This window comes from Pseudomonas sp. R2-37-08W (assembly GCF_003851705.1).
Classification (GTDB): domain Bacteria; phylum Pseudomonadota; class Gammaproteobacteria; order Pseudomonadales; family Pseudomonadaceae; genus Aquipseudomonas.
In genome coordinates this window covers 454,839-471,170 of record NZ_CP027728.1, presented here as the reverse complement: position 1 = coordinate 471,170, position 16,332 = coordinate 454,839, and the positions used below count along the sequence as shown (strand labels likewise).

Sequence of the window (16,332 nt, the reverse complement as noted above, 5' to 3'; positions counted from 1 at the left end):
CGGGCCAGCAAATCGGGCGGCCGAGGCTGATAACCACGACGCGCCGGACGCGTTGGACGGCTGGTTCAAGCAGGCAGAAACACCCGGTAAAAAGCCCCGCTCGGTCAGGGCTTTTTTGTGGCCGTGCGGATCACTTAGGCTGAACGCCCTTTTCGAGCAAGGATGCTCCCGATGCGCGCGTTAATGGTTCTCCTGATTGGCTTTCTGCCGTGCTGGGCCTGGGCCGATGACTGTCCCGAGGACGCCCGATCCCAAATCGACACGTTGTCCAGGCAGGTCAGCCAGTGGGATGACGTCTACCATCGACAGGGTCAATCCCCCATCAGCGATGAACTGTACGACCAGGCCCGCCAACGCCTGACTCATTGGCGCAAATGTGACCTTCAACCCACACCCAGGGATGACAACCCGCTGGCAAGCTCACGCGGCACACTGCGCCACCCGGTCGCGCATACCGGCCTGGAGAAGCTGCTGGACGCGGCCGATGTGGGTGAGTGGCTCAGCACCCGCCAGGACGTCTGGATTCAACCCAAGGTCGACGGGGTAGCCGTGACCCTGGTGTATCGCAAAGGCCAATTGCACCAACTCATCAGCCGCGGCGACGGTCTGCTCGGTCACGATTGGACAGTTTCCGCGCGCAAGATGCCGGGTATCGTCCAGCAACTGCCGGACCCCGTCGACGCTGTACTGCAAGGCGAGCTGTACTGGCGCCTCGACGGCCACGTACAGTCGGCAAACGGCGGGCTAAACGCGCGCAGCAAGGTGGCTGGCTTGATGAACCGACGCCAATTGAGCGACACCGAGGCGGGCGGGATCGGGTTGTTCGTCTGGGCCTGGCCCGAAGGCCCGGCGAGCTTCACCGAGCGCCTGGCCACGCTGGCACGGTGGGGGTTCACCGACAGCCAGCGGTATAGCCAGTCCATCGACAGCATCAGCGATGCCACGCGCTGGCGTACACATTGGTACAACCATCCGTTGCCGTTCGCCAGCGACGGGGTGGTGTTGCACCAGGCTGCGCGCGCACCCGCCAAGCGCTGGCAAGCCAGTGCACCTTACTGGGCGGTGGCCTGGAAGTACCCAGCGACCAAAGCGCTGGCGCTGGTGCGCAAAGTGCAGTTCAGGATCGGGCGTACCGGGCGTATCACACCGATTCTCGAACTGGAACCGGTGCGACTGGATGACCGGCAAATCAGCCGGGTCAGCGCGGGTTCGTTGAGAAACTGGCAGGCCCTCGACATCCGGCCCGGCGATCAGGTATCCATCAGCCTTGCCGGCCAGGTCATTCCCCGGCTCGACGAGGTGATCCTGCGCAACAACACCCGAGTGGAAGTGCCAGTACCCGATACTCGAGACTTTCACGCCTTGAGCTGCTGGCAGCTGGACCCTGGCTGCGAGGAGCAACTGCTCTCGCGCCTCACCTGGCTGAGCAGCAACCAGGGCCTGGCCTTGCCACATATGGGGCGGGAAACCTGGAACGTATTGATCCAGGCCGGTCTAATCGCAGGCTTTCTCGATTGGTTGACCCTGGATGCGGCAGAGCTTGCTAACATTGATGGCTTCGGCGAACGCACCCGCGCGCGGGTGCTCGACAGTATTCACAGCGCCCGGCAACGCCCGTTTGCACAGTGGCTCAAAGCCCTGGGCGTACCGCCTGCGGCGCGCAACAACCTGGAGGGCGACTGGCATACCCTGGTCGCCAAAGACACCCAAGCCTGGCTGGCCTCAGACGGCATCGGCCCGGGCCGCGCAGTGCAACTGAGCGCCTTTTTCCGCGACCCGCAGGTCCAGGCATTGGCTGAAACATTACGTGAAGCCGGTATAGACGGTTTCTGAGTCCGGCCCGACCCTCTGAATGCTACTTGGAGTCCTTATATGAAATTTCTTGCCCCTCTTGCCTTACTGACTGTCGCAAGCTTCATGGCCACGCCGCTGCTGGCCGCCGACGAAGCGCCCGAACTGACCGGCTGCGCCGCCAAGCGCCAGGCCATCAGCACCCAGATCGAACAGGCCAAGGCCCATGGCAACAGCGCCCAACAGGCCGGCCTGGAAAAAGCCCTGAGCGAGGTCACCGCCAACTGCACTGACGCATCGCTGAAGAAAGAACGCGAAAACAAGGTGCTGGATGCCAAGCACGAAGTCAGCCGCCGTCAGGCCGACCTCGACAAGGCCATGAAAAAAGGCGATCCGGACAAGATCAACAAGCGCAAGGACAAGCTCGCCGAATCGCGCAAAGAACTGCAGGATGCGGTGGAAGAACTCGACCAGTAAACCGGTCAGTGGTCCCGAAACTGCTTATGGCAGGCGCTGCAGGCATCTTCAACTTTCTGCACTGCAGGTTGCAGATTGCTGGCCTTATAGGGCTGGACCTGGCTTGCGATCACCAATTCACCGGTGGCCGCTTCAAGGTCGCGGGCCATTTGCTGGAACTGCGCCTGCTTTTGCCACACCTCGTCCCTGGCACTGGTGTGGTCCTCTTCACGCACGTTCGGGAAGTGCTGCCAGGGTTGATGGGACAACGCGTCCAGCTTGACCGCGCCGTCGGCGAACTGGGCGCCGTCGAAAGGGATGCGCCCGCGCAACATGCCGCCCAGGCCTTCGGCGGTCTTGAGCATCTGTTTGAAGATCGCCTTGCGCTGGCCCAGGGGGGAATTGGGGTCAACCCCGCCGCAGGCGGACAAGGCCAGGCAGGCCAACACTACAACGGTCATATTTTTTAAAGTCATGGTGGCTCAGGGTCACGGAAACGGCGGTCAGTATCCCCGCCCCCTCCGCAAAGGCCAATAGCCCTATTAATAACAAGGTTGCCCAAGCGCGATAAAGCACGGGCAATCGCTTCAGGAATTACGTGCATGAATGTCAATTGGAAACCCTGGAGCCGCCTGGCGTGGGCTCTACCGATGATCGCGCTGCTGGCCGGCTGCGACGTGGGCAAAGACACTGGCAAAGAGACAGCCAAAGAAGAGGCGCCCAAACCCCATGCCGTCGCCACTTATGTGAGCGCTCCGTGGGAAGCGCTGCCGGCGGTTTCCGACAGCGACTTGCTGGCGGGCTTCGAATCCTGGCGCAGTGCCTGTCAGCGCCTCAAGGCCGACCCGATCTGGAGCGCGACCTGCGCAGCGGCAGCCAGCGTACCGGGCAATGCCGTGGCGGTTCGCGGGTTTCTTAAAGAGCGCCTGGATGTATTCGGCCTGCGTTCAGCCGACAACACCCCGAACGGCCTGATCACCGGCTACTACGAGCCGGTCTACCCCGGCAGCCTGACCGAAACCGCCACCGCGCATGTGCCGGTGTACGGCGTGCCGGATGACCTGATTATCGTCAACCTGGAAGCAATCTATCCGGAACTCAAGGGCAAACGCCTGCGCGGCCGCCTGGAAGGCCGCGTGCTCAAGCCGTATGACGATGCCAGCACCATCAACGGCCAGGGCTCGACCGCCAAGCCGATAGCCTGGCTGACCGATCCGATGGACCTGCAGTTCCTGCAGATCCAGGGCTCTGGGCGTATTCAACTGGCCGGTGGGCGTCAACTGCGCGTGGGGTATGGCGACCAGAACGGCTACCCCTACCGCCCTATCGGCCGCTGGCTGGTCGAGCAAGGCGAGCTGAAAAAAGAAGAGGTGAGCATGGGTGCCATCAGCGCCTGGGCCAAGGCGCACCCGCAGCGTATTCCAGAGTTGTTGGCGAGCAACCCCAGCTATGTATTCTTCAGCGCCCGCCCCGACAGCAACGAAGGGCCGCGCGGGTCGCTGAATGTGCCATTGACGGCGGGGTACAGCGTGGCGGTGGACCGCAAGGTGATTCCGCTGGGCAGCCTGTTGTGGTTGTCGACCACCAAACCTGACGGTTCAGCCATCACCAGACCCGTCGCAGCCCAGGACACCGGGGGCGCAATCACCGGCGAAGTGCGGGCTGACTTGTTCTGGGGCACAGGCGAGGCAGCGGGCGAGTTGGCGGGGAACATGAAGCAACAGGGGCAGATCTGGATGTTGTGGCCCAAGGGTGCGGCGCTGCCTCAGGCGCCTGTCACGGACGCTCTATGATGATCGGGGCAAGCCTCCTCCCCCAGTGAATCGGTGGCGCTACAGAATCCCGTGCACATGCCGATAGCCTGTGAATAAGTCCAAGCCTTGTTCCAGGGGAGTTCGCAGCATGTATCGTTGGTCGGCCGAAAAGCTCGGAAATGTGAGCGTCAAAACCAAACTGGGCGTAGGCTTCGGCCTGGTGTTGCTGCTTACGTCAATCATCACACTCACCGGCTGGACCGGGCTTTCCAGCGTGATAAGCCGTGGCGACAAACTGGGCTACATCGCCAGTCTCAACGACTTGAGCAAGGACCTGCGCATCGCGCGACTGGACTTTGAAATGCGCCGTGGCGAACAGGGCCCGGCAACTGTCAATGGCCTTCTCGACCACCTGGAAAGCGGCCTGAAAACTGCGCGGGCGCTGATTGAACAGCCCGCCGATATCGCGTTGGTCGATGACCAACTTGCGGCGGTTGACCAGTACAAGCGTGCATTCGACGCCATGGTCCAGGCAGGTGCCAATCGCGAAAACGCGCGCAGCAAACTCGGCGATACCGCCGACAACGCGGTGCTCAAAGTCGGCGAAGTGGAAAAGGCCCTGTTACAGGGCGACAGCGTCAGCCAGTTCAACAGCATCGTCGACCTGAGCAAGCTGATCCAGCAGGCGCGATTTCAGGTTCGCGGCTACACCTACAGCGGCAAAGTCGAGGCCGAGCAGCCTGCGCTGGATGCCATCGACAATACCCTGAAGAAAATCGCCGCCCTTAACGGCCAGCTACCTGACCAATTCTCGACCAACCTGCAACAGGCCAGCGCCTCGCTGCAAGCCTACCGCGCCGCTGTCAGCCAGTACCGCGATTCGCAGGTGGCCAGCGCCGCTGCGCTGAAGCTCATGAACGTCCAAGGCGACATTCTGCTGGACCGCAGCAGCACACTCACCGCCTCGCAAACCGTGGTCCGCGACAGTGATGCCGCGCAAGCCAAACGGCTGTTGCTGCTGGCTGCCCTGCTGGCATTGAGTTTTGGTCTCTTCGCCGCCTGGGCCATCACTCGCCAGATCATCATTCCGCTCAATCAAACCCTAAAAGTCGCCGAACGCGTAGCCTCGGGCGACCTGAGCCACAATCTGGAATCTGCCCGCCAGGATGAACTCGGCCAACTGCAACGCGCCATGCAAAGCATGACCGTGGGCCTGCGCGAGTTGATTGGCGGCATCAGCGATGGCGTTACGCAAATCGCCAGCGCCGCCGAGCAGTTGTCGGCAGTGACCGAACAGACCAGCGCCGGGGTCAACAGTCAGAAGATCGAGACCGACCAGGTCGCCACGGCCATGAACGAGATGGCCGCTACCGTGCAGGAAGTTGCGCGCAATGCCGAAGAAGCCTCGGAAGCCGCCGTGGCCGCCGACCTGCAGGCCCGTGAAGGCGACAAGGTAGTCGGCGAAGCCATCGCCCAGATCGAGCGCCTGGCCACCGAAGTCGGCAATTCGACGATCGCCATGGCCGACCTGAAGCGCGAAAGCGACAAAATCGGCAGCGTGCTCGACGTGATCAAGTCCGTGGCCCAGCAAACCAACCTGCTGGCGCTGAACGCGGCCATTGAAGCGGCGCGTGCCGGTGAAGCCGGGCGTGGCTTCGCCGTGGTAGCCGACGAAGTGCGCAGCCTGGCCCAGCGCACACAGAAGTCCACCGAGGAGATCGAGGAACTGATCGTCGGCCTGCAAAACGGTACCCAGCAGGTGGCGACCATCATGGACAACAGCCGCGGCCTGACCGACAGCAGTGTCGAACTGACCCGCCGCGCCGGCAGCGCATTGGAGAACATCACACGTACCGTTTCGACCATCCAGGCGATGAACTCGCAGATCGCCACGGCCGCCGAGCAGCAAAGCGCGGTCGCCGAAGAGATCAACCGCAGCGTGTTGAATGTGCGCGATGTCTCCGAACAAACCTCTTCAGCCAGCGAAGAAACGGCGGCGTCCAGCGCAGAGCTGGCACGCCTGGGCATCTACCTGCAAACCCTGGTCGGGCGCTTCCGCATCTGACTGACTTGAGCGGCGGCCGATTGAGGCCGCCGCATCTTGTGAAATTTCCTACACAGTTATCAGCCAGCCCTCACCTCGAATCGGATTAGCGTTCATCTGTCGCGAAACGCTTTTTCTGATTGGGAGGTGTGCCATGTTTTCTCGGCTGACCCGCATACTGGTTAACGCCAGTGTTCGCCTCAAGCTGGCTCTGGGTTTTGGCCAAGTGCTGATCCTCAGTTTCATGATCGCCGCGGCGGGCTGGCAAGCCCTGAACGCCGTGCTTTATCGGTCCAATAGCCTGACGAGCCTGGGCGAACTGGCCGTGTACGCGGAGGCCATGCGCGCCGACCGCACCGTCTACCGCACCCTTGCGGACAAAGCCAGCCTGGCCCAGATGACGCAGAAGACCGAGAAAATCGACCAGCTCCTGGCAGACCTTTCGCATCGATTGGTAGACCCGATCGATGTGCAACGCAATGAGGAGGCAAAACGCCTGGTGGCTGGCTTGAAGGTCGCGCTGGCGGAGCTGCCCGCGTTGATCGAGCAACGAGAGAGTGTCCGGCCAGCGCTCAAAAAATCCGCCCTGCAAGCCAGTGACACCCTGGCCCAATTCGCCAGCGACTTGCCCGACCAGAATGACGAAAAGGCGCTCGACGCCATTGAGCAACTGCGCCAAGCCATGGAGCAGGCCGAGGATCGTGCCCAGAATCCCGCCTGGGCCGCCGAGTCGTTGCAAGCCTATGCCGAGGCAGCAAGCCAGGCGCTGGATGCGCTGGACATCGCACAGAAGGCAGTGTTCATGCTGCCCGTGGACTCAGCACTGCTCAAAACCGACCTGAACGACTACCGTGCACAACTGCTCAAGCTCAAGCAAGCCCAGCTCAACGTCGAAACCGTGCAAAACCGCTTCGAACAGCAGCTCAATGAGTTGCGCGAGAACAGTAACTTGCTGAGCCAGAGCCAGAACACCAAGCGCAATGACGAGGCCGACCACACGCGCACGCTGCTGATTGGCGTCACGGCGGCTGCACTGGTGCTGGGCGCCCTGGCCGCGTGGTGGATTGCCAGCCAGATCGCCTCGCCGTTGCGTGACATCCTCGTTGCCGCCAACCGTGTCGCTCAAGGCGACCTGAGCCACGACACCCACGTGGAGCGCCGCGACGAACTGGGCCAGCTGCAACAAAGCATCGGGCAAATGACCCGCAGCCTGCGCAGCCTGATCAGCAGCATCGGTGACAGCGCTCGGCAGATTGCCGGTGCGGCGACGCAGTTATCCACCGTGACCGAACAGACCCGCAACGGGCTGAACAATCAGAAAGATGAAACCGACCAAGTGGCCACGGCAATGAATGAAATGCTCGCCACCGCCCAGGAAGTGGCGCGCCATGCCGAACGCGCGTCCGTTGCAGCGAACGAAGCAGACCAGCAGGCCGGTGCCGGCGAGCAGGTAGTCATCCATGCGGTTGAGCAAATCGGCAACCTGGCCAGTGAAATGGCCTTATCCGGCCGCGCGATGCTGGCTCTGCAAAAAGAGAGCGAAAAGATCGCCAGCGTGCTGGACGTTATCAAGTCCGTGTCCCAGCAGACCAACCTGCTCGCCCTGAACGCCGCCATCGAAGCGGCGCGCGCAGGCACTGCCGGGCGAGGGTTTGCCGTGGTCGCCGATGAAGTGCGCAGCCTGGCCCAGCGCACACAGGAATCGGCTGAAGAGATTGAAGGGCTGATCCTGGGGTTGCATAACGGCACCCAGCAGGTCGCGGACATCATGGACAGCAGTCGCAACCTGACCGACAACAGCGTTGCCCTGACTCGCGACGCCGGCGAGGCCTTGGCAGCGATTGCCCGCACGGTATCGGTCATCCAGGAAATGAACCCGCAGATTGCCGCCGCCGCCGAACAGCAAAGCGCGGTGGCCGAGGAAATCAATCGCAGTGTCTTGAAGGTGCGGGATGTGTCGGAACAGACCGCCGCCGCCAGCGAGGAAACGGCGGCCGCGAGTGTTCAGTTGACGAGGTTGAGCCTGGATCTGCAGACGCTGATCGGCAAATTCAAGCTCTGAAACACCGCCATCCAATGTGGGAGGGGGCTTGCTCCCACATAGGCGCCCGAACCTATAAGACCTGACGCAGGAAAGCCTGGGCCCGCGGGTCCTTCGGCGCCGCGAAGAATTCGGCCGGCGCCGCGTCTTCCAGCAATTTGCCGTGATCGAAGAACAACACCCGGTCCGCCACCTCGCGGGCAAAGCCCATCTCGTGGGTAACGCACACCATGGTCATGCCTTCCAGTGCCAGGGTCTTCATGACGTCGAGCACTTCACCGACCATTTCCGGGTCGAGGGCCGAGGTGGGTTCGTCGAACAGCATCACCTTGGGTTCCATCGCCAGGGCACGGGCAATCGCAACGCGTTGCTGCTGGCCGCCGGAAAGGCGTGACGGGAACTCATTGGCTTTCTGCGCAATACCCACCTTTTCCAGGAGTGCCAGGGCCTTGGCCTCACGCTCTTGCTTGCCGCGTTTGCGCACGACCTTTTGCGCCAGGCACAGGTTTTCCAGCACGGTCATGTGGGGGAACAGGTTGAAATGCTGGAACACCATGCCGACTTCACGGCGATAGGCATTCACATCGGTCTTCGGGTCGGCCAGCTGCAAACCGTCAATGCTGACCGAACCTGAGTCGAATTCCTCCAGCCCATTGAGGCAGCGCAGGAAGGTGGACTTGCCGGAGCCGGACGGGCCGATCACCACCAGCACTTCGCCCTTGGCCACCTGGGTGGTGACATGATCCACCGCACGCACCACATGACCACGGGTGTCGAAGACTTTTACCAGATCGCGGACTTCAATCACTTTGCGCGAGCCTCCGCTCAAGCCGGCTGGCCATTTTCGACAGCGGCAGGTTGATCAGCAGGTACAGGCCTGCCACACAGAACAGAATTTCAAACGGCGAAAACGAGGTAGTGATCACTTCGCGTCCACTCTTGAGCAACTCGGTGATCGCGATCACCGAGACCAGCGAGGTGTCTTTCACCAGGCTGATGAATTGCCCGGCCAGCGGCGGCAGCACGCGTTTGAACGCCTGAGGCAACACTACATGGCGCATCGACTGGCCGGCGCTCAAGCCCAGGGAGCGCGCGGCCTCGTTCTGGCCACGGGTGATCGACTGCACACCGGCACGCACGATTTCCGCTACATAGGCGCCGGTGAACAGCGACAGTGCGGCGATCCCGGCAAACTCCCGTGACAGGTTGAGCACCGTGCCGATAAAGAAATAGAAAATGAAGATCTGCACCAGCAGCGGCGTACCGCGCACCAGTTCGACGTAGAGCGTCGACAGATCGCGCAAGGTCGGGTTGCTGGAGAGGCGGCACAAGCCGGTGGCCAGGCCAATCGCCAGGCCCAGGACGCCGGACACCACCGACAACCACAGCGTGGTCCACAGGCCCCACATCAGCGGCCCCAACGCCCAATGACGGTTGACACCGATGACGTCACCTTCAGCCACATCATCGCCGCGCGCCACCTGCAGGCTGTTGTCGGCAACCGTCAGCGTTTGTTCGGTGCCGGCGTCATTGCGCAGGGTAACCTCGGCCACGTCGCCTTTGCGTACCAGTTCAATGACCGTCGAAATATCCGCCGCACGCTGCGCTTCCTCAGCCTGATAGGCGAAGTACTGCGGCACGCGGTTCCAGCGCCATTCGTAGGACATCAGCGAGGTGGCGTAGTACAAGGCGCCAGCCAGGCCGACCAGTACGAGCACCGTCAGCAGGTGCCAGGGCCATTGGGCTTTTTTCTGTTTCATTTCAGATTCCGGGATTAGAGCTCGTTCCCACGCTCCGCGTGGGAACGCCTCAATGGACGCTCTGCGTCTGCTTTGTGACGCGGAGCGTCACGGGCTGCATTCCCACGCGGAGCGTGGGAACGATCAATCAGCCTTATTCCATATCCTTGAGCCACTCGGAGCTCTTGAACCACTTGTCATGGATGCGATCATAGGTGCCGTCGTGCTTGATCTGGTGCAGGAAGTTGTTGATGAAGTTGACGCTGTCGTAGTCGCCTTTCTTAAGGCCGAACGCCAGGGGTTCGAAGGTGAAGGGTTCGTCAAGGAACACCAGCTTGCCGTTGCCGACTTTCTTCTCGGCCACCACGTTGTACGGTGCGTCGTAGACAAACGCGTCAGCCTTGCCGTTGACTACGTCGAGCACGCCTTCCTGCTCGTTGTCGTAGCCGTGGTACTTGGCTTTGGCGATCAGTTTTTTGGCGACCATTTCACCGGTGGTGCCAAGCTTGGAGGTCAGGCGGTACTTTTCGTCATTCAGGTCTTTGTAGGACTTGATGGTGCCTTCCAGGTCCTTGCGAATCAGCAGGGTCTGGCCGACCACGATGAACGGTTCGCTGAAGTTCAGGCGCAGATTGCGTTCCTGGGTCAGGGTCATGCCGCTGCCGATCATGTCGAACTTGCCGGTCAGGAAGGCCGGGATGATACCGTCGTAACCGGTGGACACCAGTTCCAGCTTGACGCCCATGGACTTGGCAAGGGCCTTGAGGATGTCCACTTCGAAACCGATGATGTCACCGCGCTTGTCGGTCATTTCGAACGGCATGTAGGTCGGGTCCATGCCGACTTTCAGCGTGCCGCGCTTGGCCGCATCATCGATGGCGCCGGCCTGGGCCGCAGTGGCCGCCACCAGCGCGGTGACGCCGAGCATCAGCATCGAAAGATACTTTTTCATCATCAAGTCCCCTGAACGGTTCTTATAAAGTGGGCGCACAAAAGGGCTGCGCCATTTCGGGGTGCGATCCTAACCCACTCGTTGCCCGTCACAAAGGTTTCACGGCTAAATGTTATCGGCGTGTGCAAGAGAAACCCTACGGCGCCGCGCGTGACCGCAGGCCTGGGCCGGTCAGCGCCTGGGTTCACTAATGGGTTGATGTGTAAGCGGTTATGACGACAAGTCAATTTCCGCGATCCAGGCAGTGTCCTTGAACCACTTGTCATGCAATTGATCGTAGGTCCCGTCCTGGGCCACTTGATTGAGAAAATGATTGATCCAGTTGAGGCTGTCGTAATCACCTTTTTTCAGGCCGAACGCCAGAGGCTCAAAGGTAAACGGCTGCTCCAGCGTCAGTAATGCGCTGTTCTCGGGCCGGGCCATCGCGATCAGGTTGTAGGGCGCATCATAAATAAATGCGTCAGCCCTGCCCTCCACCACCTCGCGCACACCCTCCTCCGGCGTTACGAAACTCATCAGCCGGGCCGCCCCCAGGAAGCGCTGCGCCGCCGCCTCGCCGGTGGTGCCTTCGGTGACCGCGATCCGATAGCTCGCCTCGTCCAGGTCTTCGATGCTCGACACCGTGCCGGCCAGGCGCGGATGCAGCAGGACGGTCTGGCCCACCACGATAAAAGAATCACTGAAATTGAGCTTTAGGTTGCGCTCCTGGGTGACCGTCATACCGCTGCCGATCAAGTCGAACTTCTTCGTGATCAGCCCCGACAGCAACTCCGTATAGGGCACCGTGACCAGTTCGAGTTCAACCCCCAGCGCGCGACTCATGGCGTGGAGCAAATCGATCTCGAAGCCGACGACGCGCCCCTGCCTGTCCGTCATTTCGAACGGTACGTAAGTCGGCGTGGTGCCGACTTTCAGCACTCCACGGCGAACGGCGTCGTCAATTGCCCCGGCGTTGAGCAAGCCTGTGTGAATCAATGCGACAACACCCATCAGCAGTGCCGAACCATACCTTTTGAACATATGTGCCCCCATGGCGAGTCAAATTGGGGGCGATGCTACCCCAGCCACAGGCACGGCAACACGCTTCGAACGAAGGTGTTTTGTTTCGAAATAACAAGGGGTTAGCAAACAAAGGAAGGGACGGTAAACGCTGTAGGACAAGCGCTTGGAACACCCCCGAGGTGAGCCCTCGGGGGCGTCTGAATCAGGCCGGTAGAGCCTGGGACGACTGCGGTTGCAGGGGTAGCAATGGCGCGTGCGGGTCAGCCTTGATCGAAGCACGCCAAGCGTCCAGCCACTCGGCATGGCCTTCGCTCCACACCTGTTCATGCAAGCGGGCCAGGGCCACCGGATCGCTGAGCAAGGCCAGGCGTTCGCCGTTGTTGAGGCCGGCCGGGCCGACTTTCAACGCGTGGCGAACACGCTCCCCACGCAGGTACTCGATCGGCTCCGCCTCGCGGTGACGTGAAGTCGCCAGGGCGCAGGCCAGGGCGTTCTGCTGTGGGTCTACCACCGAACGCACGAACCCGTCGTTAAGCGCGTGCCAACGGTTTTCGTGGGTGTACTTCTCGGTCGACAGCAACGCCTGCGGTGGATTGTATTCCTCGGGGATCAGGAACAGGCTCTCATCGCGAGACTTGAGGCCCAGCTTGACCCGACTGGAAATCACCGACACCGGGATCGACAGCATCAGCGAACCGACGATGGGGATCAGCCACCACAAGAAGCTCGGGTTCAGCCACACCACCAGCAGTGCCCACAAGAAACCCAGCACAGTCTGCGGACCGTGGCGCTTGACCGCTTCGCTCCAAGGCGTGGAGTCGTCGTCGCGTTGCGGCGAGTTCCAGGTCGCAGCCCAGCCGAGGAACGCGGCCAGTACGAAACGGGTGTGGAAGATCATGCGCACCGGCGCCAGCAGCATGGAGAACAGCATCTCCAGCAGCATCGACAGGGTCACCTTGAACTTGCCGCCGAACTCTTTCGCGCCCTTGGCCCAGATCAGGATGATGCTGAGCAATTTAGGCAGGAACAGCAGCACGATGGTGGTGGAGAACAGCGCCACCGCCTTGTCCGGGTGCCATTGTGGCCACAGCGGGTACAACTGGCGTGGCGCCATGAAGTACTGCGGCTCCATCAGGGTGTTCACCGCCAGCAACGCGGTGGACAGCACCAGGAAGAAGAACCACAACGGCGCCGACAGGTACGACATCACGCCAGTCAGGAACACCGCACGGTGCACCGGGTGCATGCCTTTGACCAGGAACAGGCGGAAGTTCATCAGGTTACCGTGGCACCAGCGACGGTCACGCTTGAGTTCGTCGAGCAGGTTCGGCGGCAGTTCTTCGTAGCTGCCCGGCAGGTCGTAGGCAATCCACACGCCCCAGCCGGCACGGCGCATCAGCGCGGCTTCGACGAAGTCGTGGGAGAGAATCGCACCGGCGAACGCGCCTTTGCCCGGCAACGGCGCCAGGGCGCAGTGCTCGATGAACGGCTTCATGCGGATGATTGCGTTGTGGCCCCAGTAATGGGATTCACCCAGCTGCCAGAAGTGCAGGCCGGCAGTGAACAGCGGGCCGTAGACGCGGGTGGCGAACTGCTGCATGCGCGCATACAGGGTGTCCATGCCCGACGCACGCGGCGCGGTCTGGATAATCCCGGCATCCGGCGTGGCTTCCATCAGGCGTACCAGGCTGGTCAGGCATTCGCCGCTCATCACGCTATCGGCGTCGAGCACCACCATGTACTTGTAGTCCCCGCCCCAGCGACGGCAGAAGTCGTCGAGGTTACCGCTCTTGCGCTTGACGCGACGGCGACGGCGGCGATAGAAAATCTTGCCGAAACCACCGGCTTCGCGGCACACGTCGAGCCAGGCTTGCTGTTCGGCAATGCAGATATCGGCGTCGTTACTGTCGCTGAGCACGAAGAAGTCGAAGCGGTCCAGATCACCGGTAGCCGCCACCGATTCGAACGTCGCACGCAAACCGGCGAATACCCGAGGCACGTCTTCGTTACAGATCGGCATGACCAACGCGGTGCGGGCATCCTTCGGAATCGGCTCATTACCAGCACTTTTACCGGAGATACGGTACTTATCGTGGCCGGTCAGCAGTTCGAGGAAGCCCATCAGCGCGGTCCAGAAACCGGCCGACACCCAGCAGAACAGAATCCCGAACATTATCAGGATGCTGGTCTGCAGTGCATAAGGCAGAACCTGGGTAGCGGTTTGCAGCAGGGTCTGGTTGCGGATTTCGTCGAAGTCCACCAGCGACCAGCCCTGGTACGGCATGATGCCTTTCATGTACCAGCCGGCCACGATGGTCTGGCCAAGCATCAGCACCAACAGGATATAGCGGCGGATCGAACCCACGGTGCGCCAGCGCGCAGCCGGCAGTACCCGCTCGTCTTTCGGCGGTTTGGGCGGGTTGGTGCGACCGGTCATCCGGCGCCAGCCGCGTACCAGGATGTTGGTGCGCCAAGGCTCGGGCACGACTTTGGTCCGACGGATCGGCGGCGTGGCCTTCAGGCAGACGCGGCCGCTGGCGTCGAGCGCCAGCATCTCGGCGTCCTGCAGCTCTTCGGCCGTGCTGAGGGTGAGCCTGCGGCCCACCGACGCTTGGGCGGCGTCGGTAGGTGCGTCGAAGGTTGCGGACGACAGGCGTTCGTGCAATTCGCTGAAGGAGCTGCAGCCCGCCAGTTCGGCACGCTGCTCAGCGGTCATGGGCAGATGCGCCAGGTACTCGGTCAGAGTCTCTGGCTTGACTTGTGAATTACTCATCGGCGGGCAACTGGTAGCTCCAGGTTTCGGTCAGGACTTGTTCGGTCTTGGCCGGCTCCGGCGTGACAGGGGCCGGGGCAGCTTCTGGCTGCTTGGCGTCCTTGTCCTTCGCCTCTTTGGCGTCTTTCTTGGCCTGTTTCTCATGTTGCTTGGCCAAGACCTTGTCAGCCTTGAGCACGTGGGTCGACACCTGTTCTGGCTCGGCCTGTGCGATCTCCTGCACCAGCGCGGCGCGCATTTCAGTCGGCTTGCCCGCGTCCTTGATCTTCATGCGCAGGGTCAGGCGCCAGCCTTTGGTGTGCTCGTTGTAGCGCACGCTGTTTTCAACCAGCTCGGCGTTGTCGCCAACACTCACCTGGCTGCGCACCGGGGCGTCCGGCAGCAGTTTTTTCAGGGCCGGGCCTTCGAAGTCGACCAAGTAAGCCACGCTGCCGTCCGGCTGACGGATCAGGTTCGATTGCTTCACGTCACCGGTGGAACGCAGGGTCTGCTTGACCCAGGCACTGTCAGGCGAATGGAAGGCAGCATCGTCCAGCGTCCAGTGCAGGCGGTAGGACACGTCCAGCGGCTTGCCGACTTCCGGCAGTTCGGCCGGGCTCCAGAAGGCAACGATATTGTCGTTGGTTTCGTCGGCGGTCGGAATTTCTACTAGGTCGACGCTGCCTTTGCCCCAGTCGCCTTCAGGTTCGATCCAGGCGCTCGGGCGCTTGTCGTAGTTGTCGTCCAGGTCTTCGTAGTGGCTGAAGTTGCGGCCACGTTGCAGCAGGCCGAACCCACGCGGGTTTTCGACGCTGAAGTTGCTGACCGACAGGTGTTTAGGGTTGTTCAACGGGCGCCAGATCCACTCGCCATTGCCGGCATGGATCGACAGGCCGCTGGAATCATGCAGCTCGCGACGGTAGTTGAGGACCTTGGACGGCTGATTGGCGCCGAACAGGAACATCGAGGTCAACGGGGCCACGCCCAGCTTGCTGACTTTGTCGCGCAGGTACATCTGGGATTTGACGTCGACCACGGTGTCGGTGCCCGGACGCAGAATCAGGCGGTAGGCGCCCGTCGCACGGGGGGAATCCAGCAGGGCGAAGATAACCAGGTGCTTGTCGCCCGGCTTCGGACGCTCGATCCAGAATTCGGTGAAACGCGGGAATTCTTCGCCGGACGGCAGCGCGGTGTCGATCGCCATGCCACGGGCCGACAGGCCATACACCTGATCCTTGCCGACGACGCGGAAATAGCTGGCGCCAAGCATGGTCATGATTTCGTCTTGCTTGTCAGCCTTGTTGATCGGGAACAGCACACGGAAGCCGGCATAACCCAACTGTTCGGTGGCTTTTGGATCAAACTTTACGTCGCCGAAATCGAAACGATTGGGGTCGTATTTGATTTCCTGGACGCTGTCAGCGGTGACTTCATTGATTTTCACCGGCGTATCGAAGTGCATACCCTGGTGATAGAAGGACAGCTTGAACGGGGTGTTCTGATCGGCCCACTCGGCTTTTTCGTTGCGGAAACGAATCTTCTGGTAGTCAGCGAATTTCATTTCGCGGAATTCGTTCGGCAGATTGCTGCGCGGAGCTTCGTATTTCTGCCCAGCCAGTTCTTTTGCCTTGGCCGACACATCGTCCAGACTGAATGCCCACAGTTGACCCGCGCCGAACAGGCAAAACAGGGCAGAGCCCGTCACCAGTGCGTTTCGTAACCGTTTGGCAGACAATTTTGGTGCATTACAGGGACTAACAATCACGAGCAACCCTCGCCGAAAACAGATCAAAAAACCAAC

11 protein-coding genes and 2 pseudogenes are annotated in these 16,332 nt (G+C 61.4%); 6 read left to right on the top strand and 7 right to left on the bottom strand.

All coding sequences use genetic code 11. The features are described from left to right. The first annotated feature begins 171 nt into the window (after window positions 1-171). Together ligB and C4J93_RS01975 are read left to right on the top strand one after the other, a co-directional pair. Window positions 172-1,833, top strand: coding sequence for an NAD-dependent DNA ligase LigB (ligB, locus tag C4J93_RS01980; protein WP_124428457.1), 1,662 nt, complete (start codon window positions 172-174; stop codon window positions 1,831-1,833). Window positions 1,834-1,872: 39 nt separating this feature from the next. Beyond that, window positions 1,873-2,268, top strand: coding sequence for a DUF1090 domain-containing protein (locus C4J93_RS01975; RefSeq protein WP_124360899.1), 396 nt, complete (start codon window positions 1,873-1,875; stop codon window positions 2,266-2,268). Window positions 2,269-2,273: 5 nt separating this feature from the next. Here C4J93_RS01975 and C4J93_RS01970 read toward each other — a convergent pair whose 3' ends face one another. After that, window positions 2,274-2,723, bottom strand: coding sequence for a cytochrome c (locus C4J93_RS01970; RefSeq protein WP_124406070.1), 450 nt, complete (start codon window positions 2,721-2,723; stop codon window positions 2,274-2,276). A gap of 126 nt (window positions 2,724-2,849) precedes the next feature. Between C4J93_RS01970 and C4J93_RS01965 the strand changes: the two genes are divergently transcribed. The 4 genes and pseudogenes from C4J93_RS01965 (at window position 2,850) to C4J93_RS01955 (ending at window position 8,107) form a co-directional block, all read left to right on the top strand. Then, complete coding sequence (locus C4J93_RS01965; protein WP_124428456.1) at window positions 2,850-4,040, top strand: murein transglycosylase A; 1,191 nt, start codon at window positions 2,850-2,852, stop codon at window positions 4,038-4,040. 109 nt (window positions 4,041-4,149) lie between these two features. Further along, window positions 4,150-5,160: pseudogene (locus C4J93_RS27600) on the top strand (methyl-accepting chemotaxis protein); the annotation flags it as partial. A 33-nt stretch (window positions 5,161-5,193) separates the two neighbouring features. Next, window positions 5,194-6,066, top strand: a complete 873-nt coding sequence (locus C4J93_RS27595; protein WP_372237489.1) for a methyl-accepting chemotaxis protein — start codon at window positions 5,194-5,196, stop codon at window positions 6,064-6,066. A gap of 133 nt (window positions 6,067-6,199) precedes the next feature. Further along, window positions 6,200-8,107 carry a methyl-accepting chemotaxis protein gene (locus tag C4J93_RS01955; protein ID WP_124428454.1) on the top strand — a complete coding sequence of 636 codons (1,908 nt, stop codon included), beginning with the start codon at window positions 6,200-6,202 and terminating at the stop codon, window positions 8,105-8,107. Between the two features lie 52 nt (window positions 8,108-8,159). Here C4J93_RS01955 and C4J93_RS01950 read toward each other — a convergent pair whose 3' ends face one another. The 6 genes and pseudogenes from C4J93_RS01950 to C4J93_RS01925 all read right to left on the bottom strand — a co-directional run bounded on the left by C4J93_RS01950 (window position 8,160) and on the right by C4J93_RS01925 (window position 16,296). Beyond that, complete coding sequence (locus tag C4J93_RS01950; RefSeq protein WP_124360894.1) at window positions 8,160-8,894, bottom strand: amino acid ABC transporter ATP-binding protein; 735 nt, start codon at window positions 8,892-8,894, stop codon at window positions 8,160-8,162. After that, window positions 8,887-9,846: an amino acid ABC transporter permease gene (locus C4J93_RS01945; protein WP_124428453.1), complete on the bottom strand. Its 960-nt coding sequence runs from the start codon at window positions 9,844-9,846 to the stop codon at window positions 8,887-8,889. Before C4J93_RS01945 ends, C4J93_RS01950 begins: the two co-directional genes overlap by 8 nt. 133 nt (window positions 9,847-9,979) lie before the next feature. Continuing rightward, entirely contained in the window at window positions 9,980-10,777 is a 798-nt protein-coding gene (locus C4J93_RS01940) for a transporter substrate-binding domain-containing protein (RefSeq protein ID WP_124369285.1), read from the bottom strand. A 210-nt stretch (window positions 10,778-10,987) separates the two neighbouring features. Further along, window positions 10,988-11,797, bottom strand: coding sequence for a transporter substrate-binding domain-containing protein (locus C4J93_RS01935; protein ID WP_124372381.1), 810 nt, complete (start codon window positions 11,795-11,797; stop codon window positions 10,988-10,990). Between the two features lie 182 nt (window positions 11,798-11,979). Beyond that, window positions 11,980-14,552 (bottom strand): annotated as a pseudogene (gene mdoH / locus C4J93_RS01930) (glucans biosynthesis glucosyltransferase MdoH); the annotation flags it as partial. Then, a complete protein-coding gene (locus C4J93_RS01925; protein ID WP_124360889.1) occupies window positions 14,545-16,296 on the bottom strand; it encodes a glucan biosynthesis protein G in 1,752 nt (583 codons plus the stop codon). The pseudogene mdoH and the gene C4J93_RS01925, both read right to left, overlap by 8 nt. Window positions 16,297-16,332 lie beyond the last annotated feature (36 nt).

Bases quoted from the DNA above. Each gene is read 5' to 3' on its own strand.
- ligB (WP_124428457.1), top strand. From the start codon at position 172: ATGCGCGCGTTAATGGTTCTCCTGATTGGCTTTCTGCCGTGCTGGGCC.
- C4J93_RS01975 (WP_124360899.1), top strand. From the start codon at position 1,873: ATGAAATTTCTTGCCCCTCTTGCCTTACTGACTGTCGCAAGCTTCATG.
- C4J93_RS01970 (WP_124406070.1), bottom strand. From the start codon at position 2,723: ATGACTTTAAAAAATATGACCGTTGTAGTGTTGGCCTGCCTGGCCTTG.
- C4J93_RS01965 (WP_124428456.1), top strand. From the start codon at position 2,850: ATGAATGTCAATTGGAAACCCTGGAGCCGCCTGGCGTGGGCTCTACCG.
- C4J93_RS27595 (WP_372237489.1), top strand. From the start codon at position 5,194: ATGCAAAGCATGACCGTGGGCCTGCGCGAGTTGATTGGCGGCATCAGC.
- C4J93_RS01955 (WP_124428454.1), top strand. From the start codon at position 6,200: ATGTTTTCTCGGCTGACCCGCATACTGGTTAACGCCAGTGTTCGCCTC.
- C4J93_RS01945 (WP_124428453.1), bottom strand. From the start codon at position 9,846: ATGAAACAGAAAAAAGCCCAATGGCCCTGGCACCTGCTGACGGTGCTC.
- C4J93_RS01940 (WP_124369285.1), bottom strand. From the start codon at position 10,777: ATGAAAAAGTATCTTTCGATGCTGATGCTCGGCGTCACCGCGCTGGTG.
- C4J93_RS01935 (WP_124372381.1), bottom strand. From the start codon at position 11,797: ATGTTCAAAAGGTATGGTTCGGCACTGCTGATGGGTGTTGTCGCATTG.